Genomic DNA, 18,045 nt, shown 5'->3' on the forward strand with positions numbered 1-18,045 from the left:
GCAGGGTTGTCGCGGGCGGGAGGTGCGGGGACGCAGGAACGGGTGGGCCTCGAGGCAGCCAAATCTTAAAGAGTGTTAACTGTCCGCGTCAATCAACGACTGTAGATTTCCTTCGTGCCGGTTGTCCGGATTCCGCCCTGGCCCAAACGACCGTTAAGCTGACGGTGTGGGAACCGACGATCTATATCCGCCGGATCGGCTGATCGCCGCGCAGCGCGCCACCGCCGCCGCCGGCCTTGACGCCCTGCTGCTCACACCCGGCAGCGACCTGCGCTACCTGACCGGGTACGACGCCCACGCGGGGGAGCGGCTCACCTGCCTGGTGCTGCCCGCCGAGGGTGAGCCGACCCTGATCGTGCCGAGGCTGGAGCGCCCCGCGGCGGAGGCGTCCCCCGCGCCCGCCACCGGTGTACGCGTCGTCGACCACGTCGACGGCACCGACCCGTACCCCCTGGTCGCCGCCGCCCTCGACGGACCGGTCGCGGCGGTCGGGCTGGCCGACCGGATGTGGGCCGAGCAGGTTCTCGCACTGCGCGCCGCGCTTCCCGGCGCCGCCCAGCGGCTCGCCGGCGAGGTCCTGCGGGAGTTGCGCATCCGTAAGTCGGCGGCGGAGGTGGCGGCGCTCGCCGAGGCCGGCAGGGCCATCGACGAGGTGCACCTGCGGATGGGGGAGTGGCTGCGCCCCGGCCGTACCGAGGCCGAGGTCGCCACCGACATCGCCGCGGCGATCCGGGCCACCGGGCACGTGACGGTCGACTTCGTCATCGTGGCGTCCGGGCCGAACGGGGCCAGCCCGCACCACGGCACCTCGGACCGGCCGATCGGGGTCGGCGATCCGGTGGTGGTCGACATCGGCGGCACGATGCCCTCCGGCTACCGCTCGGACTGCACCCGTACCTACCTGGCCGGCGGGTCCGCGCCGGACGAGTTCCTGGACTACTACGAGGTGCTGCGCGACGCCCAGCGCGCCGCCGTCGCGGCGGTGCGCCCCGGCATCACCGGCGCGCAGGCCGACGCCGCGGCCCGGGAGCCGATCGCCGCCGCCGGCTACGGCGAGGCGTTCCTGCACCGCACCGGCCACGGCATCGGGCTCGACGGTCACGAGGAGCCCTACCTGGTCGCCGGCAACGACCGGCCCCTGGAGGCCGGGATGGCGTTCTCCATCGAACCGGGCATCTACCTGGCGGGCCGCCACGGCGCCCGCATCGAGGACATCGTCGTCTGCACCACGGACGGCGTGCACCAGCTCAACACCACCCCCACGGAGCTCATCGCGCTATGACTGTCGACCGGATCCTGCCCACCGACGAGGCCCACGACCTGCTGGGTCTCGCCACCGAGCTCGCCGACCGCGAGCTCGCACCGAAGGCCGCCGCCTTCGAGGAGCGCGCCGAGTTCCCCCGCGAGGTGCTGCGTACCCTCGGCCGCGCCGGCCTGCTGGGCCTGCCCTACCCCGAGGAGTACGGCGGTGCCGCCCAGCCGTACGAGGTGTACCTGCAGGTGCTGGAGATCCTCGCCAGCCGTTGGCTCGCGGTCGCCGAGGCGGTCAGCGTGCACACCCTGTCCTGCTACCCGGTGGCGGCGTTCGGCAGCGACGAGCAGCGCAAGCTGCTGCCGGACATGATCGGCGGCGAGCTGCTGGGCGCGTACTGCCTCTCCGAGCCGCAGGGCGGCTCCGACGCGGCGTCGCTGAGCACCCGGGCGGTCCGCGACGGCGACGCGTACCTGGTCTCCGGCACCAAGGCGTGGATCACGCACGCCCGGACCGCCGACTTCTACAACGTCTTCTGCCGCACCGGCGGGCCCGGGCCCAAGGGGATCTCCTGCCTGGTCGCCGACGCCGGCACTCCCGGCGTCACCCCGCAGGCGGCCGAGCGGACGATGGGTCTGCGCGCCTCCCCGGTGGCCCAGATCGCCTTCGACGACGCGCGGGTGCCGGCCGACCGGCTGATCGGCGGCGAGGGGGAGGGCTTCACCATCGCGATGTCCGCTCTGGACTCCGGCCGGTTGGGCATCGCGGCCTGCGCGGTCGGGCTGGCCCAGGCGGCCCTGGACTACGCGGTCGGCTACGCCCGCGAACGGCAGCAGTTCGGCCGGTCCATCATCGACTTCCAGGGGTTGGGCTTCCTGCTCGCGGACGCGGCCACCCAGATCTCCGCGGCCCGCGCGTTGACGCTCGCGGCGGCCCGGCTGCGCGACGCCGGCCGCCCGTACGCGATCGAGGCGGCCAAGGCGAAGCTCTTCGCGACCGACATGGCCATGCGGGTGACCACCGACGCGGTGCAGGTGCTCGGCGGCGCGGGCTACGTGGCCGACCACCCGGTGGAGCGCTACATGCGCGAGGCCAAGGTGCTGCAGATCGTGGAGGGCACCAACCAGATCCAGCGGATGGTGATCTCCCGGGACCTGGCGCGGGGCTGAGGACGACGGGTGCCGGCGCGGCCGATGGTGGTCGCGCCGGGTACCGCGTCGCCGTCGGGCGGTTTTCCCGGTAGGTTGCACGCCGTGGAGGAGATCGACCGCGCTATCGTCGCCGCGCTGACCGCCGACGGCCGTCTGTCGTACACCGACCTGGCCGAGAAGGTGGGGCTGTCGGTGTCCGCGGTGCACCAGCGGGTGCGCAGGCTGGAGCAACGCGGGGTGATCAAGGGGTACGCCGCCCGGGTGTCGTTCGAGGCGCTGGACCTGCCGCTGACCGCGTTCGTGGCGATCCGCCCGTTCGACCCGTCGCAGCCGGACGACGCGCCGGAGCGGTTGTCGCACCTGCCCGAGATCGACTCCTGCTACTCGGTGGCGGGGGAGGACTTCTACCTGCTGCTGGTGCGGGTGGCGAGCCCCGCCGACCTGGAGCGGGTGTTGCAGGAGATCCGCACGTCGGCGAACGTCACGACCCGGACCACTGTGGTGCTGTCGACCCCGTACGAGAACCGGCCGCCGAAGATCAGTGCCGCGGCGCCGGGTCGGTCGCGGTCCCGGGCGCCGGAGGAGCCGGCTGGTTCCACCGCAGGATGACCTGCCGGCCGTGCTCGTGACCGAGCGCGCTGACCGTGGCGGTCTCCAGGCGTAGCCGGCCGCCCGCGGACGGAGGCAGGCCGATCCAGCGGGCGCCGAGCACCCGCAGGCTGTGCGCGTGACCGACGAGCGCGACGGTGCCCCGGTCGAGCAGCGGGGTGACCCGCTCCAGCACCCGGTCGACCCGTTCGCCGATTTGCGCGGGGGACTCCCCGCCCGGGCAGCCGTCGGTCCAGATGTTCCAGTGCGGCTGGTCGGCGTGGATGTCGACGGTGGTGCGGCCCTCGTACTCGCCGTAGTTCCACTCGCTGAGGTCCTCGTCGACGGCGTCGACGGTGAGGCCGGCGAGCTGCGCGGTGCGCAGCGCCCGGGAGCGGGGGCTGGCCAGCACTGTCACGAACCGCCGGCCGGCCAGGAACGCGGCCAGCGTGCGGGCCTGGCGCTCGCCGTCGGGGGTGAGCTCCAGGTCGGTGTACGAGGTGTGCCGCAGGCTGGCGCTCCAGGTTGTCTCGCCGTGCCGGATCAGCAGGAGCTCTCCCATGCGGCCAGTTAACCACCGCTTCGGGGGGTCGGAAGGCGACCCTCCCTCAACCTATCTTCCTAGGATGCCTTAGCCGGTGTGCCGACCGGCACTGCCGGTTTCGGCACCCGGAGACCGGGCAAGCGAGCGGGGACAACCGCCAGACCGAGGAGGCGCGATGAGCTTCACCGAGAAGGCAAAGAACAAGGTCGAGCAGATGGCCGGCGCCGCGCGGGAGCGCGTCGGCGACATGACCGACAACGAGCGGATGCGTGGCGAGGGCGCCAGCCAGCAGAGCGACGCGCGCGCCAAGCAGGCCGGTCAGAACGTCAAGGACGCCGGTCGCAACGTGAAGGACTCCTTCACGAAGTGACCTGAGCGGTTCGCGGGTCCCCGGGTGCACCGTCTCCCGGGGACCCGTCGCGTGCGGCGGTTAGTGTCGCCGGGTGACGGTGCTTCGTTCCCTGGTGTTGTTCGCCCTGGCCGCGCTGGCGGAGATCGGCGGCGCGTGGTTGGTGTGGCAGGGCTGGCGGGAGCAGCGTGGCCTGTGGTGGGTCGCGGCCGGTGTGGTCGCGCTGGGCTGCTACGGGTTCGTGGCGACGTTCCAGCCGGACGCGAACTTCGGCCGGATCCTGGCCGCGTACGGCGGGGTTTTCGTGGCCGGATCGTTGGGCTGGGCGATGGTGGTGGACGGTTTCCGCCCGGACCGCTGGGACGTGACGGGCGCGGCGATCTGCCTGCTCGGTGTCGCGGTCATCATGTACGCCCCGCGTGGGGGTTCCGCCTGACCCGTGTGACCTCGTGACAGTGTTGAGCGATATACCTCAGAGTCATAAATATGCCGCTGAGGTATATCGCTCAGGTGAGCGATACCGCCCCGCGCGGTCCTGAGAGGCGCGCCCGTGCGATGTCCTGAGGGCAGCACGCGGGGGACAGTGAGGCGCTTTCGCGTCTGCGATGATCTGCGGCGTGATCCGAGCTGGACTTCGCCCGTTCATTGGCGTACTGGTCGTGGCGGCCCTCGGCGGTGCCGGGTGTGAAGCGTCCCGGGTGCCGCCCACGGACCAGCCGGTCTTCGTCGGGTCGTCCGCCTCGTCGAGCCCCTCCACGCAGTCCGCCGCGCCCGCGGTCGGCGCCTCGTCGGCGGTGCCGTCCGCACGTGTCGACCCGGCGGTGCCGCCGGCCGCTGTCCCGTCGCCGTCGGCGGTCGCCTCGGTGCCGGGCGCGACGCCGACCGGGACCAGGGCACCGATCGTCAACCACGGGCCGCGCACCGGCAACAAGGTTGCGTTGACGTTCGACGCGGACATGACCGACGCGATGTTGGCCAGCCTGCGTGCCGGCCGGGTGAAGTCGTACGCCAACCTGCGCATCCTCGACCTGCTGGAACGGGAACAGGTCCCGGCCACGTTCTTCCTGACCGGTAAGTGGGTGCAGCGGTATCCGGACGTCACCCGTCGGATCGCCGGTAATCCGCGCTTTGAGTTGGCCAATCACACCTACGGGCACGCGGCGTTCACCAGGGACTGCTACGACCTGCCCTCGCAGCCGGTGGGTGAGTTGCGCGGTGACGTGGCGAAGACGTTCGAGGTGATCAGACCGTACGGGGGTCGGCAGACCCGGTACTTCCGTTTCCCGGGGCTGTGTCACGACGCCGCGGCGCTGGACGCGCTGGCCCCGCTCGGCGTGACGGTGGTCGACGGGGACGTGGTCAGCGGGGACCCGTTCGCGAAGGCGTGGAAGCCGTTGGTGCGGGCGGTGGTGGACCACGCACGCCCGGGGTCGGTGGTGATCATGCACGTGACCGAGGCGAACGCGGCGATGACCGATGAGGCGTTGCCGCACATCCTGGCCGGGTTGCGCGAGCGGGGGTTGACGCCGGCGCCGTTGTCCGAGGTGTTGGCCGGCGACTGATCGCGTGTCATGCGGCGGGTGATCAAGAGGTTTGCGTCGAGCAGGAGATCGAGGTTGACGCAAACCTCTTGATCACCGAGGTCAGGTGGGCGAGTGAGTGGGCCGGTGGGTCAGTCGTCGCGGTGGTCGGTCCACCACTGCTGGCCGTCGGCGGGCAGGGTGTCGATCGGGTCGTAGTAGGCGTAGCGCTTGTTGAGCGCCTCCAGGTCGGCGGACTCGATGGAGGTGCGGTAGTTCTTGGTCCAGTAGGAGATGCCGCGTTCGCGGTCGTAGTCGGTGAGCATGTGCACCCAGCGCTTACCGACGAAGGGGACGTCGCAGACGATGCGGGGGGTGGCGTAGCCGGGGAGGTAGCCCATGATGTCGTGCTGGAGTTGCTGGGCGTGCCAGACCGGGACGCGCCAGTGTTCGGCGTTGGGGATCATGTCGCACATGTAGAAGTAGTACGGCAGGATGCCGGCCTCGCCCTGCAACGCGAAGCAGAGGTCGAGCAGCTCGGGGGTGGTGGCGTTGACGCCGCGCATGAGGACGCCCTGGTTGCGGACGTCGCGGACGCCGACGTCGAGGGCGGTCTGGGCGGCCTTGGCGACCAGGGGGGTGAGCGACTGGGCGTGGTTGACGTGGGTGTGGATGGCAAGGTTGACGCCGCGTCGGGCGGCGGTGCGGGCGACGCGTTCCAGGCCTTCGACGACGTCGGGTTGCAGCCAGTGCTGGGGGAGGCCCATGAGGGCTTTGGTGGCGAGCCGGATGTCGCGCACCGTCTCCAGTTCCAGCAGTCGCATGAGGTACGACTCGAGGTTGCGCCAGGGGACGTTGGCGACGTCGCCGCCGGAGACGACGACGTCGCGGACGCCGGGGTGGCCCTTGAGGTAGGCGATGTGGGCGTCGTAGCGGTCGACGGGCTTGAGGGTGAGTTTGAGTTTGTCGACGGCGGGGGTGGAGTTGCCGACGAGGTCCATCCGGGTGCAGTGCCCGCAGTACTGGGGGCAGGTGGAGAGCAGTTCGGCGAGGACCTTGGTGGGGTAGCGGTGGGTGAGGCCTTCGGCGACCCACATGTCGTGCTCGTGGAGGCTGTCGCGGCTGGCGTAGGGGTGTGAGGGCCAGTCGGTGCGGCGGTCGGAGGCGACGGGGATCATGTAGCGGCGGATGGGGTCGGCGAGCAGCGCCTCGGTGGTGAGGGGCGCGAACGGCACCATCGTGTTGATCATTTGTGGTGGCACCAGCATGGACATGGTGGCCAGGGCCTTCTGGTCGGCCTCGAGGTCGGCGTAGAAGCTCTCGTCGACGAGGTCACCGAAGACGGCGCGGAGCTGCTTGATGTTCTTGACGCAGTTGACGCGTTGCCACTGGGCGGATTCCCACTGGTCGCGGGTGACGGTGCGCCAGCCGGGGAAGCGGGTCCAGTCGGGTTCGACCAGGGGGCGGCGGTGGTATTCGTAGGGCTGCCCGGCGGTCGGTGCGGCGACCGGGGCGTGACGGGGTTGGGGGATGGTCTGGGTCACGGCCCCTCCTCGGTGGTGCTGTTGATCGACGGGCCCGAAGGCTACTGGAAAATATTCGGTACAGAAACTAGTCTGCCGTAAGTTTTCCCGCTACGCGAGCCTTGACCGGGGCTTCGGGCGGCTGGGCAGGGGAGGTTGGCGTGACGTCACCGGTGGGACTGCACCGCGTCGTGCAACCGGCGGGGGTGCTGCCGCAGGCGGCCTGGCGCCTGGACGCGTCGGCGGAGATCGCACCGAACGAGGTGCGGATCCGGGTGCAGCGGCTGAACCTGGACGCGGCGAGTTTCCGGCAGTTGTCGGAGAAGCACGGCGGTGACGGCGACGCGGTCCGCGCCGAGGTGCTGGAGATCATCTCGACGCGGGGCAAGATGCAGAACCCGGTGACCGGGTCCGGTGGGATGTTGATCGGCACGGTCGAGGAGGCCGGCCGGCGTTCCCCGTTAGGGCTGAAGGTCGGGGAGCGGGTGGCGACGCTGGTGTCGTTGACGCTGACCCCGCTGGTCGTGACCGACGGGCTGGCCCGGTGGGACGGGCGCAGTGAGCAGGTGCCCTGTGACGGGTGGGCGATCCTGTTCGCGCGTTCCATCGCGGCGGTGCTGCCCGACGACGAGGATCCGCAGTTGTCCCTGGCGGTGCTGGACGTGTGTGGGGCGCCGGCGTTGACCGCGCGGGTGGTGTCGCGCTACGTCGAGGACCGGCGCCGTGTCGGTGACCCGACGCCGGTGCGGGTGGCGGTGATCGGCGGGGCGGGCAAGAGCGGGTCGCTGTCGCTCGCGGCGGCGCGGCGGGTGGGCGCCGCGCGTACCGTCGGGGTGGTGCCGGTGGCGGCGGAGCGCGACGCGCTGACGGCCGCCGGGCTGGCGTCGACGGTGGCGTTGGCCGACGCCCGGGACCCGGTGGGGTTGTCCACGGCGGTGACCACCGCCCTGGGCGCGCCGGCGGATGTCACTGTGGTCTGCGTGGACGTGCCGGGGTGTGAGCACGGCGCGGTGTTGGCCACCGCGGACGGCGGCACGGTGATCTTCTTCTCGATGGCGACGAGCTTCTCGGCGGCCGCGTTGGGCGCGGAGGGGTTGGCGGCGGACGTGACGATGCTGGTGGGCAACGGGTACGTGCCGGGGCACGCGGAGTTGGCGTTGGGGCTGCTGCGCGCCGAGCCGGGGGTGCGTCAGCTGTTCGCGGCGCGGATCGCGGCAGACTGAGGTCATGACGAACCCCTCGACGTTGTACCGCGGCGGCGTGCTGCACTGTCCCGCCGACCCGAGCGCGACCGCGCTGCTGGTGTCCGATGGGCGGATTGCCTGGTTGGGGACCGACGGTGACGCGCCGCCGGCCGATCGGGTGGTGGACCTGGACGGGGCGTTGGTGACCCCGGCGTTCGTCGACGCGCACGTGCACGCCACCGACACGGGGTTGGCGTTGTCCGGGCTGGAGTTGTCCGGGGTGCGCTCGGCGGCGCAGTTGTTGGACGCGGTGGCCGGGTTCGCGGCGGGTCTGCCGGCGGACGCGGTGGTGCTGGGGCACGGCTGGGACGAGTCGGGCTGGTCGGATCCGGCGTTGCCGGACGCGGCAGCGTTGGATCGGGCGGCCGGTGGTCGGCGGGTGTACCTGTCGCAGGCGTCGATCCATTCGGCGTTGGTGTCGTCGGCGCTGCTGGCGGCGTGTCCGCAGGCGGCGCAGGTTGCCGGGTTCGACGCGTCGGGGTGGTTGCGGCGCGACGCGCACCACGTGGTGCGGGCGGCGGCGCAGGGGTCGGTGAGCCGGGCGCAGCGGGTCGCCGCGCAGCGGGTGGCCCTGTCGCACGCGGCGTCGCTGGGGATCGCGGCGGTGCACGAGTGCGGTGGTCCGGACATCTCCGACGAGGAGGACTTCACCGGCCTGCTGGGCGTCTCCGGTGCGGGGGTGCCGGAGGTGTACGGGTACTGGGGTGAGTTGGGTGGCGCGGCGCGGGCCCGGGAGCTGGGTGCCGTGGGCGCCGGCGGGGATCTGTTCGCCGACGGGGCGTTGGGTTCGCGTACGGCGCACGTGTCGCAGGCGTACGACGACGGCGACGGGTGCGGGCATGGGTACCTGACGGCCGAGCAGGTGCGTGATCACCTGTTGGACTGCGCGGCGCACGGTATGCAGGGCGGTTTCCACGCGATCGGTGACGCGGCGATCGGCACGGTCCTCGACGGGTTCGCGGCGGCTGCCGCGACGGTGGGTGTGGAGCGGTTGCGGGCGGCTCGGCACCGCATCGAGCACGCGGAGATCATGAGCAAGGCGATGATCGCGCGGTTCGTGGAGTACGGGGTCGTGGCGAGCATGCAGCCGGCGTTCGACCGGTTGTGGGGTGGCGCGGGCCGGATGTACGAGGCGCGGTTGGGGTTGGACCGGTCGTTGGAGTCGAATCCGATGGGCGCGATGCACGGCGTGGGTGTGGCGTTGGCGTTCGGGTCGGATTCGCCGGTGACGCCGCTGGACCCGTGGGGTTCGGTGCGGGCGGCGGCGGCGCACCACAACCCGGCGCAGCGGATGAGTGTGCGGGCGGCGTTCGCCGCGCACACCCGTGGTGGGTGGCGGGCGGTGCACCTGGACGTCGAGGGGGTCCTCGCGTTGGGCGCGCCGGCGACGTTCGCGGTGTGGTCGACGCCGGCGGGGGTGGAGCGGGGTCTGCCGGTGTTGCAGGCCGAGGACCCGGAGCTGCGGGGTCCGCAGGACCCGACGCCGTTGCCGGTGTGCCGGCGCCTGGTGCTGCGCGGTGAGGTCATCTACGAGGAAGGGTCATCATGACCGGGAAGCTTGACCTTGATCCGGTGCTGGTGGCGCGGGCGCGGGAGTTGGCGCGCCGGGCCGGGCAACCGGTGGTGGACCTGGCGCGCAGCCACACGACGGTGTCGGTGGAACGGGCGGTGCTGCGGCTGGCCGGGGTGACCGGCGCCGACCCGGACGGCATTCCGTGGGTGAACCGGCTCGTCGACGCCGTCGCCGCGGACGTCGGTCTGGGCCACGGGGTGGCGGTGCCGGTCTTCGACGCTCTCGCCCGTGAGGGTCTTACCGACGTGACGTTGCTGGCGCAGAAGGCCGCGGCCGGGTCGGTGCGGTTCACCCAGCCCACCGGTCGGGCGGCGACGGCGGCCCGGAGCGCGGCGCGTAAGGCCGTCGGGGCGGGTATCCGGCGCATCGACCGGCGGCGCGCCGAGCGGGACCGTCTCGTCAAGCGTCACGGTGACCCGGCGCAGCGGCCGTGGATCTACCTGATCGTGGCCACGGGCGACATCTACGAGGACATCCCGCAGGCGCAGGCGGCGGCGCGGGCCGGCGCGGACGTGATCGCGGTGATCCGTTCCACCGGGCAGTCGCTGTTGGACTACGTGCCCGAGGGCGCGACCCGGGAAGGGTTCGCCGGCACGTACGCCACGCAGGAGAACTTCCGGTTGATGCGGGCGGCGTTGGACGAGTCGTCGAAGGAGGTGGGCCGCTACGTGCGGTTGACCAACTACGCGTCCGGGTTGTGCATGCCGGAGATGGCGACCCTGGCCGGGTTGGAACGCCTCGACATGATGCTCAACGACTCGATGTACGGGATCCTGTTCCGCGACATCAACCCGGTGCGCACGTTCGTCGACCAGCGGTTCTCCCGGCAGGTGCACGCGCGCGCCGGGATCATCATCAACACCGGTGAGGACAACTACCTGACCACCGCCGACGCGGTCGACGAGGCGCACACGGTGACGGTGTCGCAGCTGCTCAACGAGTTCTTCGCGCACGAGGCGGGGTTGGCGGACTGGCAGTTGGGGTTGGGGCACGCGTTCGAGATCAACCCGGAGGTGCCGGAGTCGTTCCGTCTGGAGTTGGCGCACGCCCTGCTGGCGCGGGAGTTGTTCCCGGACGCGCCGTTGAAGTGGATGCCGCCGACGAAGCACATGACCGGTGACGTGTTCCGGGGCAACCTGCTCGACGGGTTCTTCAACCTGGCGGGGGCGCTGACCGGTCAGGGCATCCTGCTGGTGGGGATGATGACCGAGGCGGTGGTGACGCCGTGGTTGTCGGACCGGGACATCGCCCTGCAGAACGTGCGGTACGTGCTGGGCGCGGCCGGTGGGCTGCACGAGGACTTCGTGCCGGCGCCGGGCGGGTTCATCCGCCGCCGCGCCAACCAGGTCCTCGGTGAGGCGCTGGACCTGTTGGAACGCATCGGGGAGCAGACGTTGCTGACGGCGATCGCCGAGGGCACCTTCGGGATCATGAAGCGGCCCGCGGACTGGGGCAAGGGCCTCGCCGGGGTCGCCGCGCACGAGCAGGACTACTGCAACCCGGCCACCGAGATCCTGGAGGCGGCGTCATGAGCGAGCGAACCAGTCAGCACAGTAGCCACCGCTCACGACGCCGCGGCGCGGCGTCGTGAGCGGCCAGATCGTGCGGCCGTACGGGGACACCACCGGTGACGGGATGGTGCAGGTGTCGTTCACCCTGCCGGTGTCGCACGACAAGCGGGCCGAGGGCGCGGCGGTGCAGCTGGCCAACAAGATGGGCATCGACCCGGCGATGGTGGTGCACGCCAAACCGATGGGCGACGGGTTCACGTTCTTCGTCGTGTACGGGCGGGTCAACCACCTGGTCGACCTGAACGCGGTGCAGGTGGTGGAACGGGACTTCGCCCTGCTGTCGGCGAAGGACGTCAACACGGTGATCAAGCAGCGGTTGCGGCGCAAGTTGTCGGTGGTCGGGGCGTGCATCGGCACCGACGCGCACACCGTGGGCATCGACGCGATCCTCAACGTCAAGGGCATCGCGGGGGAGAAGGGCCTGGAGTACTACCGGGAGTTGAAGGTCACCAACATGGGTGCGCAGGTCAGCGTGCCGGAGTTGGTGGAGATGGCCCGGGTGGAGAAGGCCGACGCGGTGCTGGTGTCGCAGGTCGTCACGCAACGCGACGCGCACCTGCACAACACCCGGGAGATGTCGGCGGCGTTCCGGGAGGCGATGCCGGCGGGCCGGCGCCCCTTGTTGATCGTCGGTGGTCCCCGGTTCGACGAGACGATGACCGACGAGTTGGGTGTGGACCGGATCTTCGGTCGGGGCACCACGCCCGGCGAGGTGGCCAGCTACCTCGTGCACGCCCTGATCACGAAGCGGAAGGCGATGGCATGAGGACGGTAGTGGCATGACCGACGCACGGCTCGGGTTGACGGTGACGCACCGGCGGTATGTGCCGTACTCGCACGCCCACTACGCGGGCAACCTGGTCGACGGGGCGTACGCCCTGGGGTTGTTCGGGGACGTGGCGACCGAGGTGTGTATCCGCACCGACGGCGACGAGGGCCTGTTCGCCGGGTACTCCGACGTGCGGTTCACCGCCCCCATCCACGCCGGTGACGTGGTGGAGGTGACCGCGCAGGTGTCGCGGGTGGGCTCCCGTAGCCGCACCCTGGAGCTGGCGTGCGTGGTGGTGTGCCGGGGTCGCCCGGACCGCTCGGAGTCCGCCGCGGAGGTCCTGGACCCGCCGATCGTGGCGGTCACCGCGACCGGCACCGTGGTCGTCCCCGCCGAAGACCTGTGACCCTGGCGGTCTGCGCGGACGTCGGGTCCACGTACACCAAGGCGGCGGTGGTGGACCTGGCCGCCGGCGTGCTGGTGGGTGCGGCGTCGGCGCCCACGACGGTCGGCACCGACGTGCTGCACGGCCTGGACGCCGCGGTCACGGCGGCCACCGCCGGGCTCGGTGTCCGCGACGTGCCGTGGTACGTGTGCTCGTCGGCCGGCGGTGGGCTGCGGCTGGCCGTCATCGGCTACGAGCCGCTGGTCACCGCGCAGGCCGGCCGGCGCGTCGGGTTGTCCGCCGGCGCGCACGTGGTGCACGTGGCGGCCGGTCGGCTCGGCGCGGCGGACCTGACGGCGTTGCGCGCCTCCCGACCCGACGTGGTCCTGCTCGTCGGTGGCACCGACGGGGGTGACGCCGACACGGTCACCCACAACGCGACCCGGCTGGCCCGCGCCCGGTGGCGCAAACCGGTGGTGTACGCGGGCAACGCCGACGTCCGCGAGGACCTCACCGCCCTTCTGGCGGCCGCCGGGGTGCCGGTGACGGGCGCGGAGAACGTCCTGCCCCGCATCGGGGTCCTCGCCCCGGCGTCGGCGCGCGCGGCGATCCGTGAGGTGTTCCTGCGCCACGTCATCGGGGGTAAACGACTGTCGCGGGGCACCCGGTTCGCGCGGCTGGTCCGCGCGGCCACCCCCGACGCGGTCCTCACCGGTGTGGAGGTGCTCGCCGACACCATCGGCGGTGACCTGGCCGTGGTCGACGTGGGTGGCGCCACCACCGACGTGTACTCGGTGCTCACCCCCGACGAGCGGGCCACCGGGCCCGGTCGGGAGGTCGCCGGCAGCCTGTGGCGGGCCCGCACCGTCGAGGGGGACCTGGGCATGCGGTGGAGCGCCCCCGGGGTGCTGCGCGCCGCCGTCGAGGAGCGGCTGCTGACTCCGGGCGACGCCGACGCCCTGGCGGCCGACGGGGACCGTCGGGCCGCCGACCCGGCGTTCCTGGCCGTCGACGACACGCAGCGGGTCGTGGACGCCCGGATCGCCACCCTCGCGGCGACGGTGGCCCTGCGGCGACACGCGCGGGGCGCCGGGACGGGTGAGCGGGCCGGACGGGATCTGCGTGACGTGCGGTTGCTGGTGGGGTCCGGTGGGGTGTTGCGGCACGCCCCGACGCCCGTGTCCGGGCAGGTGTTGGCGGCGGTCCTCGCCGACCACGCCGGCGGGTGGGCGTTGCCGCGCGCTGCCGCCGCGGTGGTCGACGCCGACTACGTGCTGGCCGCCGGAGGGCTCCTCGCGCAGGAGCATCGGGCGGCGGCGGGGGCTCTGCTGCGTCACCATCTGCGGACACATTGAGACGCGCCGACCCGACACGCCGTGTCGCAACACACGACAGGCCGGGTGTGGGTTGACAACCAACGGGGGTCGGCACGTACCGTCTTTGAGTCCTACCACGGGAAGCGGCTGTTGTTCGCTTCGTCCCTTCGTCCGCTGGCCGAGCGACATGTTGTGAGCATCATCGTCGCGGCGGCCAGGTCCAGCGGGCGGGGGTCGGCGGGGCGGCGCGAACCGGCCGCGGTTACCGGTGTACGGGCAGGGTGAGGTGCACGGCCAGTAGACAACGGCCCGGCGGGGGCAGCCAGTCCACGTCCGGTCGGTCCGAAGGTCGTCGTGCCCCATCCTCGCCACACCGGCCGGGAAGGGCCTGGGAGCATCGGGGCGCGGCTCACGCCGCGCCCCGATTTCGTTCCCAACCGGGGCGCACGACCGCGCCCGTGCCGCTTCCCGTGATCGCGCCCCACCGCTCACTGGCGGCTGCCCGATGCGGCTGCTCCAGCCCTCGGCCAGGTAGCCTTCGCCCCGTGATCGAGGTGAAGCGGTGACGACCCTGGACCGGGATGAGACCCACGCCCCGGCAGAGCCGACCCGACCGGTAGTGACCGGTCGGCCGCTGCCGTTGCGGGTCGCCGTGCCTCTGGCCGTGGCCGCCGGGCTGGCCCTGCTGGTGGCGTTCCCCCCGTACGGGGTGTGGCCGCTCGCCCCGGCCGGCGTGGCGTTGCTGGCCGCCGCCACCCACCGGCGGCGGTTGCGCGCCGGCGCCGGCCTGGGCTTCCTCACCGGCGTGGCGCTCTTCGCCCCGCTGCTGGCCTGGACGAACCTGCACACCGGCTACCTGCCGTGGGTGCTCCTGTCGCTGTTGCAGGCCGGCTACCTGGCGTTGCTCGGCGCGGCCACCGCCTGGGTGTCCCCGCTGGTCGACCGCGTCCGCTGGTCGTGGCCGGTGCTGACCGGGCTGCTGTGGGTCGGGCAGGAAGCCCTGCGCGACCGCACCCCGTTCGGCGGTTTCCCGTGGGGGCGGCTGGCGTTCAGCCAGGACACCTCCCCGCTGCTGCGCCTGGCCTCGCTGGGCGGCGCGCCGCTGGTGACCTTCGCGGTGGCGCTCCTGGGCGGGCTGCTCGTCACCGCCGCCTGGCGCACCTGGACCACGTTGCGCCCCAGCACCCTCATCGACCCCACCGACACCGCGCCGACCGTCGACGGTGCGGACGCCGCCCCGGCCACCGGGTCGTCGGCGCGGCGGTGGACGCCGGTGGCCGTACCGGCCGCCCTGGCGGTCGCGCTGACCGCCGGGGCGCTGCTCGTGCCCGTCGCCGCCGCCGGGTCCGGCGCCACGGTCACCGTGGCGATCGTGCAGGGCAACGTGCCGCGCCTGGGCCTGGACTTCAACGCCCAACGGCAGGCGGTGCTCAACAACCACGTCGACGCCACCCTCGAACTGGCCGCCCGGGTCGCCGCCGGCCAACAGGACCAACCCGACCTGGTGGTGTGGCCGGAGAACTCCAGCGACATCGACCCGCTGCGCAACCCCACCGCCGGTGCGCGGATCTCCCAGGCCGCCGACACCGTCCGCGCGCCGATCCTGGTCGGCGCGGTGCTGCTCGGGCCCGGTGCCGGGCAGGTCCGCAACGCGGGCATCCTGTGGCGGCCCGGCACCGGCGCCGACATGGACCAGCTGTACACCAAACGCCACCCCGTGCCGTTCGCCGAGTACGTGCCGCTGCGCGACGTGGCCCGCATGGTCAGCAAGCAGGTCGACCTGATCCGTAACGACTTCGTGCCGGGGAGCACCCCGGGCGTGGTACGCGTCGGCCCGGCCGTCCTGGGCGACGTGATCTGCTTCGAGGTCGCCTACGACGCTGTGGTCCGCGACACCGTCACCGGCGGCGCGCAACTGCTGGTCGTGCAGACCAACAACGCGACCTTCGACGTGGCGGAGGCCCGCCAGCAGCTGGCCATGGTCCGGTTGCGGGCCGTCGAGCACGGTCGACCGGCGTTGATGGCCTCCACGGTCGGCGTGTCCGGGTTCGTGGCACCCGACGGGCGGGTAAGCGATGCCACCGGGTTCAACACCCGGGAGGTCGTGGTGCGGCAGCTGCGCCTCGACGACGGACGTACCCTCGCCACCCGGCTCGGATGGTGGCCGGAGGTGATGCTCGCCGCGTTGGCCGCGGCGGCCCTGGTCGGCGCCGCGGTGGTGCGCCGGCGGCAACGGATCATGCCCGGTTAGCAACAGCCGGTACGCCGGCGGGAGCGGAGGAACCGTGATCCAGGCGACCGATACGATCCGACGCCCGGACGAGGTGCCCGGAGTGGGCCGGGTGCTGGTGGTGATCCCCACGTACAACGAGGCCGACAACATCGCCGCGATCGTGGGCCGGGTCCGGCGTGCCGCTCCGGCGGTGCGGATCCTCATCGCGGACGACAACAGCCCCGACGGCACCGGTGCGATCGCCGACGCTCTCGCCGACGGTGACACCCACGTGCAGGTGTTGCACCGTCACGGCAAGGAGGGCCTCGGCGCGGCGTACCTGGCCGGGTTCGGGTGGGCCCGGGAACGCGGCTACCAGGCGGTCGTGGAGATGGACGCCGACGGTTCCCACGCCCCGGAGGACCTGCCGGCGCTGCTGGACGCCGCCCGCGACGCCGACGTGGTGATCGGGTCCCGGTGGACCAGCGGCGCCCGCGTGGTCAACTGGCCGCTGCGGCGGCTGCTGCTGTCACGCGGCGGCAACCTGTACGCGCGCCTGGCGCTGGGTATGCCCGTCTCGGACGCCACCGGCGGTTACCGGGTGTACCGGATCAGCGCGTTGGACGCCATCGACCTGGAGTCGGTGACCTCGCAGGGGTACTCGTTCCAGGTGGAGCTGTCCCGCCTGGCGCATCAGGCCGGGGTGCGGATCGTGGAGGTGCCGATCACGTTCGCCGAGCGGGAACGCGGGGACAGCAAGATGAGCCCGAGGATCGTGGCCGAGGCGCTGTGGCGGATCACCGCCTGGGGTGTGCGGGACCGCCGCCAGGCGGTACGCCGTGGCCTGCACGGCACGGCCACCGGTCAGGCGCGGTGGCCGTGAGCGCGGTCGTGTCATGCTGGATGGGCGGGACACGCCCATGGTGTCGCGGGAATGGCGATGAGGTGAGATGCGCCGAGGACTGAGGTTCGTGCCGTTGGCCCTGTTGCTGGCGGTGGTGGTGGAACTGGCGGTGTTCGTCGGTGTGGGGCGAGCGCTGGGGTTCGGGGTGGCCGTGCTGCTGGTCTTCGCGGCGTCCCTGCTGGGGTTGGTGCTGCTGCGCCGTGAGGGCATGCGCGCCTGGCGTGGGTTCCGCACCGCCGCGGCGGCCGGGCAACCACCGGGCGGGCAGGTGACCGACGGGCTCGTCGGGTTGGCCGGGGCGTTGCTGCTCGCGGTGCCCGGTCTGGTCAGCGGGCTGGCCGGGTTGCTGCTGCTGGTGCCTCCGGTGCGGCGACTGGCCCGCGCCGGCGTGCGGCGTGCCACCGAGCGGCGGGTGTCGTCGATGGTCGCCGGTGACCTGTTCGGCCCCCGTACGGTGCGGGTGCGCCAGGGTGCGCCGCAACCGACCTCCCGACCGGAGCAACCGGTGGTGGTCGACGGTGGCCGGGCGATCGAGGGCGAGATCGTGGAGCCCGGCCGCCACTGAGTACGCGAAACGATGCCGCCCCCGGGATAACCCCGGGGGCGGCATCGTCGTACGTCGTGCGGCTCAGGCGCGGCCGCGACGGGTCCGGACCTCCTGCAGGCGCTCCTCGAGGATGTCCTCGAGTTCGGCGATCGAACGCCGCTCCAGCAGCATGTCCCAGTGGGTACGCGGCGGCTTGGCCTTCTTCTGCTCCGGCTCGCTGCCGTCGACGAGTCGGGCGACGCTGCCGTCGAACTTGCATTCCCAGGTCGTCGGGACCTCGGCGTCGACGGCGAACGGCACCTCGAACTGGTGGCCCTTGGCGCAGAGGTACTCGCGGGTCTGACGCGGCGCGAGCTCCGTGTTGCGGTCGGATTCGTAGCTCACCGCGCCAAGGCGGCTTCCGCGCAGCATACGCTCGCCCATGATCGACTTCCCCTCGTTCGTGGTGCTGGTCTTCTGGGTGTAACTGTGTGTCCCCGTCGAGCCATTCCCGCCCGGGGGCGTGAGGGCGTCCACGGGCGGACCGGGACCAAGGGTAACCGGCCGGGACGGTCAGCCGGCCAGGTGATCCCCGGGCGAGGTCGCAACGGCGGTGTG

The 18,045-nt window shown here is 72.3% G+C and carries 18 protein-coding genes; 15 read left to right on the plus strand and 3 right to left on the minus strand.

The window, feature by feature from the left end:
- Positions 1 to 166 precede the first annotated feature (166 nt).
- The 3 genes from O3438_RS05045 (at position 167) to O3438_RS05055 (ending at position 3,012) form a co-directional block, all read left to right on the plus strand.
- Positions 167 to 1,282: a M24 family metallopeptidase gene (locus tag O3438_RS05045; protein WP_269678811.1), complete on the plus strand. Its 1,116-nt coding sequence runs from the start codon at positions 167 to 169 to the stop codon at positions 1,280 to 1,282.
- Positions 1,279 to 2,421, plus strand: a complete 1,143-nt coding sequence (locus O3438_RS05050; protein ID WP_269678812.1) for an acyl-CoA dehydrogenase family protein — start codon at positions 1,279 to 1,281, stop codon at positions 2,419 to 2,421. The genes O3438_RS05045 and O3438_RS05050 overlap by 4 nt, the downstream gene beginning before the upstream one ends.
- 84 nt (positions 2,422 to 2,505) lie before the next feature.
- Positions 2,506 to 3,012 (plus strand): Lrp/AsnC family transcriptional regulator, encoded by a 507-nt coding sequence (locus tag O3438_RS05055; protein ID WP_269678813.1) that lies wholly within the window; start codon positions 2,506 to 2,508, stop codon positions 3,010 to 3,012.
- Here the strand turns inward: O3438_RS05055 and O3438_RS05060 are convergent.
- Entirely contained in the window at positions 2,942 to 3,553 is a 612-nt protein-coding gene (locus tag O3438_RS05060; RefSeq protein WP_269678814.1) for a histidine phosphatase family protein, read from the minus strand. The two genes, O3438_RS05055 and O3438_RS05060, sit on opposite strands and share 71 nt — an antisense overlap.
- A gap of 157 nt (positions 3,554 to 3,710) precedes the next feature.
- Here O3438_RS05060 and O3438_RS05065 point away from each other — a divergent pair, with 157 nt between their 5' ends.
- From O3438_RS05065 to O3438_RS05075, 3 genes are all read left to right on the plus strand, one after another.
- Positions 3,711 to 3,905 (plus strand): CsbD family protein, encoded by a 195-nt coding sequence (locus tag O3438_RS05065; protein WP_088989634.1) that lies wholly within the window; start codon positions 3,711 to 3,713, stop codon positions 3,903 to 3,905.
- A 73-nt stretch (positions 3,906 to 3,978) separates the two neighbouring features.
- Entirely contained in the window at positions 3,979 to 4,320 is a 342-nt protein-coding gene (locus O3438_RS05070; RefSeq protein ID WP_269678815.1) for a YnfA family protein, read from the plus strand.
- 181 nt (positions 4,321 to 4,501) lie between these two features.
- Positions 4,502 to 5,446 carry a polysaccharide deacetylase family protein gene (locus O3438_RS05075; RefSeq protein WP_269678816.1) on the plus strand — a complete coding sequence of 315 codons (945 nt, stop codon included), beginning with the start codon at positions 4,502 to 4,504 and terminating at the stop codon, positions 5,444 to 5,446.
- A gap of 110 nt (positions 5,447 to 5,556) precedes the next feature.
- Here O3438_RS05075 and O3438_RS05080 read toward each other — a convergent pair whose 3' ends face one another.
- On the minus strand, positions 5,557 to 6,948 hold the full coding sequence (locus tag O3438_RS05080) for a KamA family radical SAM protein (RefSeq protein ID WP_269678817.1): 1,392 nt from the start codon (positions 6,946 to 6,948) through the stop codon (positions 5,557 to 5,559).
- Positions 6,949 to 7,100: 152 nt separating this feature from the next.
- On the opposite strand from O3438_RS05080, the gene O3438_RS05085 reads away from it, so the two are divergent.
- The 9 genes from O3438_RS05085 (at position 7,101) to O3438_RS05125 (ending at position 17,466) form a co-directional block, all read left to right on the plus strand.
- Entirely contained in the window at positions 7,101 to 8,150 is a 1,050-nt protein-coding gene (locus tag O3438_RS05085; protein ID WP_269683570.1) for a zinc-binding alcohol dehydrogenase, read from the plus strand.
- A 4-nt stretch (positions 8,151 to 8,154) separates the two neighbouring features.
- Positions 8,155 to 9,720, plus strand: a complete 1,566-nt coding sequence (locus tag O3438_RS05090; protein WP_269678818.1) for an amidohydrolase — start codon at positions 8,155 to 8,157, stop codon at positions 9,718 to 9,720.
- The gene (locus tag O3438_RS05095) at positions 9,717 to 11,276 is read left to right on the plus strand and encodes a lysine 5,6-aminomutase subunit alpha (RefSeq protein WP_269678819.1); all 1,560 of its coding nucleotides are present in this window, start codon (positions 9,717 to 9,719) and stop codon (positions 11,274 to 11,276) included. Before O3438_RS05090 ends, O3438_RS05095 begins: the two co-directional genes overlap by 4 nt.
- A 103-nt stretch (positions 11,277 to 11,379) precedes the next feature.
- Positions 11,380 to 12,081 (plus strand): OAM dimerization domain-containing protein, encoded by a 702-nt coding sequence (locus O3438_RS05100; protein WP_231924685.1) that lies wholly within the window; start codon positions 11,380 to 11,382, stop codon positions 12,079 to 12,081.
- Between the two features lie 13 nt (positions 12,082 to 12,094).
- A complete protein-coding gene (locus O3438_RS05105; protein WP_269678821.1) occupies positions 12,095 to 12,490 on the plus strand; it encodes a hotdog domain-containing protein in 396 nt (131 codons plus the stop codon).
- The gene (locus O3438_RS05110; protein WP_269678822.1) at positions 12,487 to 13,824 is read left to right on the plus strand and encodes a glutamate mutase L; all 1,338 of its coding nucleotides are present in this window, start codon (positions 12,487 to 12,489) and stop codon (positions 13,822 to 13,824) included. Before O3438_RS05105 ends, O3438_RS05110 begins: the two co-directional genes overlap by 4 nt.
- Before the next feature lie 532 nt (positions 13,825 to 14,356).
- A complete protein-coding gene (lnt, locus tag O3438_RS05115) occupies positions 14,357 to 16,036 on the plus strand; it encodes an apolipoprotein N-acyltransferase (protein ID WP_442929705.1) in 1,680 nt (559 codons plus the stop codon).
- A gap of 34 nt (positions 16,037 to 16,070) precedes the next feature.
- On the plus strand, positions 16,071 to 16,880 hold the full coding sequence (locus O3438_RS05120; protein WP_269678823.1) for a polyprenol monophosphomannose synthase: 810 nt from the start codon (positions 16,071 to 16,073) through the stop codon (positions 16,878 to 16,880).
- 67 nt (positions 16,881 to 16,947) lie between these two features.
- Positions 16,948 to 17,466, plus strand: a complete 519-nt coding sequence (locus O3438_RS05125) for an FxsA family protein (protein WP_269678824.1) — start codon at positions 16,948 to 16,950, stop codon at positions 17,464 to 17,466.
- Between the two features lie 63 nt (positions 17,467 to 17,529).
- Here O3438_RS05125 and O3438_RS05130 read toward each other — a convergent pair whose 3' ends face one another.
- A complete protein-coding gene (locus O3438_RS05130) occupies positions 17,530 to 17,871 on the minus strand; it encodes an RNA polymerase-binding protein RbpA (protein ID WP_030327608.1) in 342 nt (113 codons plus the stop codon).
- Positions 17,872 to 18,045: the final 174 nt, after the last annotated feature.

The organism is Micromonospora sp. WMMC250, assembly GCF_027460215.1.
Lineage (GTDB): Bacteria > Actinomycetota > Actinomycetes > Mycobacteriales > Micromonosporaceae > Micromonospora > Micromonospora taraxaci.

Coding starts and splice junctions, on each gene's coding strand:
- O3438_RS05130 (WP_030327608.1), bottom strand. CDS start 17,871: ATGGGCGAGCGTATGCTGCGCGGAAGCCGCCTTGGCGCGGTGAGCTAC.
- O3438_RS05105 (WP_269678821.1), top strand. CDS start 12,095: ATGACCGACGCACGGCTCGGGTTGACGGTGACGCACCGGCGGTATGTG.
- O3438_RS05065 (WP_088989634.1), top strand. CDS start 3,711: ATGAGCTTCACCGAGAAGGCAAAGAACAAGGTCGAGCAGATGGCCGGC.
- O3438_RS05095 (WP_269678819.1), top strand. CDS start 9,717: ATGACCGGGAAGCTTGACCTTGATCCGGTGCTGGTGGCGCGGGCGCGG.
- O3438_RS05050 (WP_269678812.1), top strand. CDS start 1,279: ATGACTGTCGACCGGATCCTGCCCACCGACGAGGCCCACGACCTGCTG.
- O3438_RS05100 (WP_231924685.1), top strand. CDS start 11,380: ATGGTGCAGGTGTCGTTCACCCTGCCGGTGTCGCACGACAAGCGGGCC.
- O3438_RS05090 (WP_269678818.1), top strand. CDS start 8,155: ATGACGAACCCCTCGACGTTGTACCGCGGCGGCGTGCTGCACTGTCCC.
- O3438_RS05060 (WP_269678814.1), bottom strand. CDS start 3,553: ATGGGAGAGCTCCTGCTGATCCGGCACGGCGAGACAACCTGGAGCGCC.
- O3438_RS05125 (WP_269678824.1), top strand. CDS start 16,948: ATGCGCCGAGGACTGAGGTTCGTGCCGTTGGCCCTGTTGCTGGCGGTG.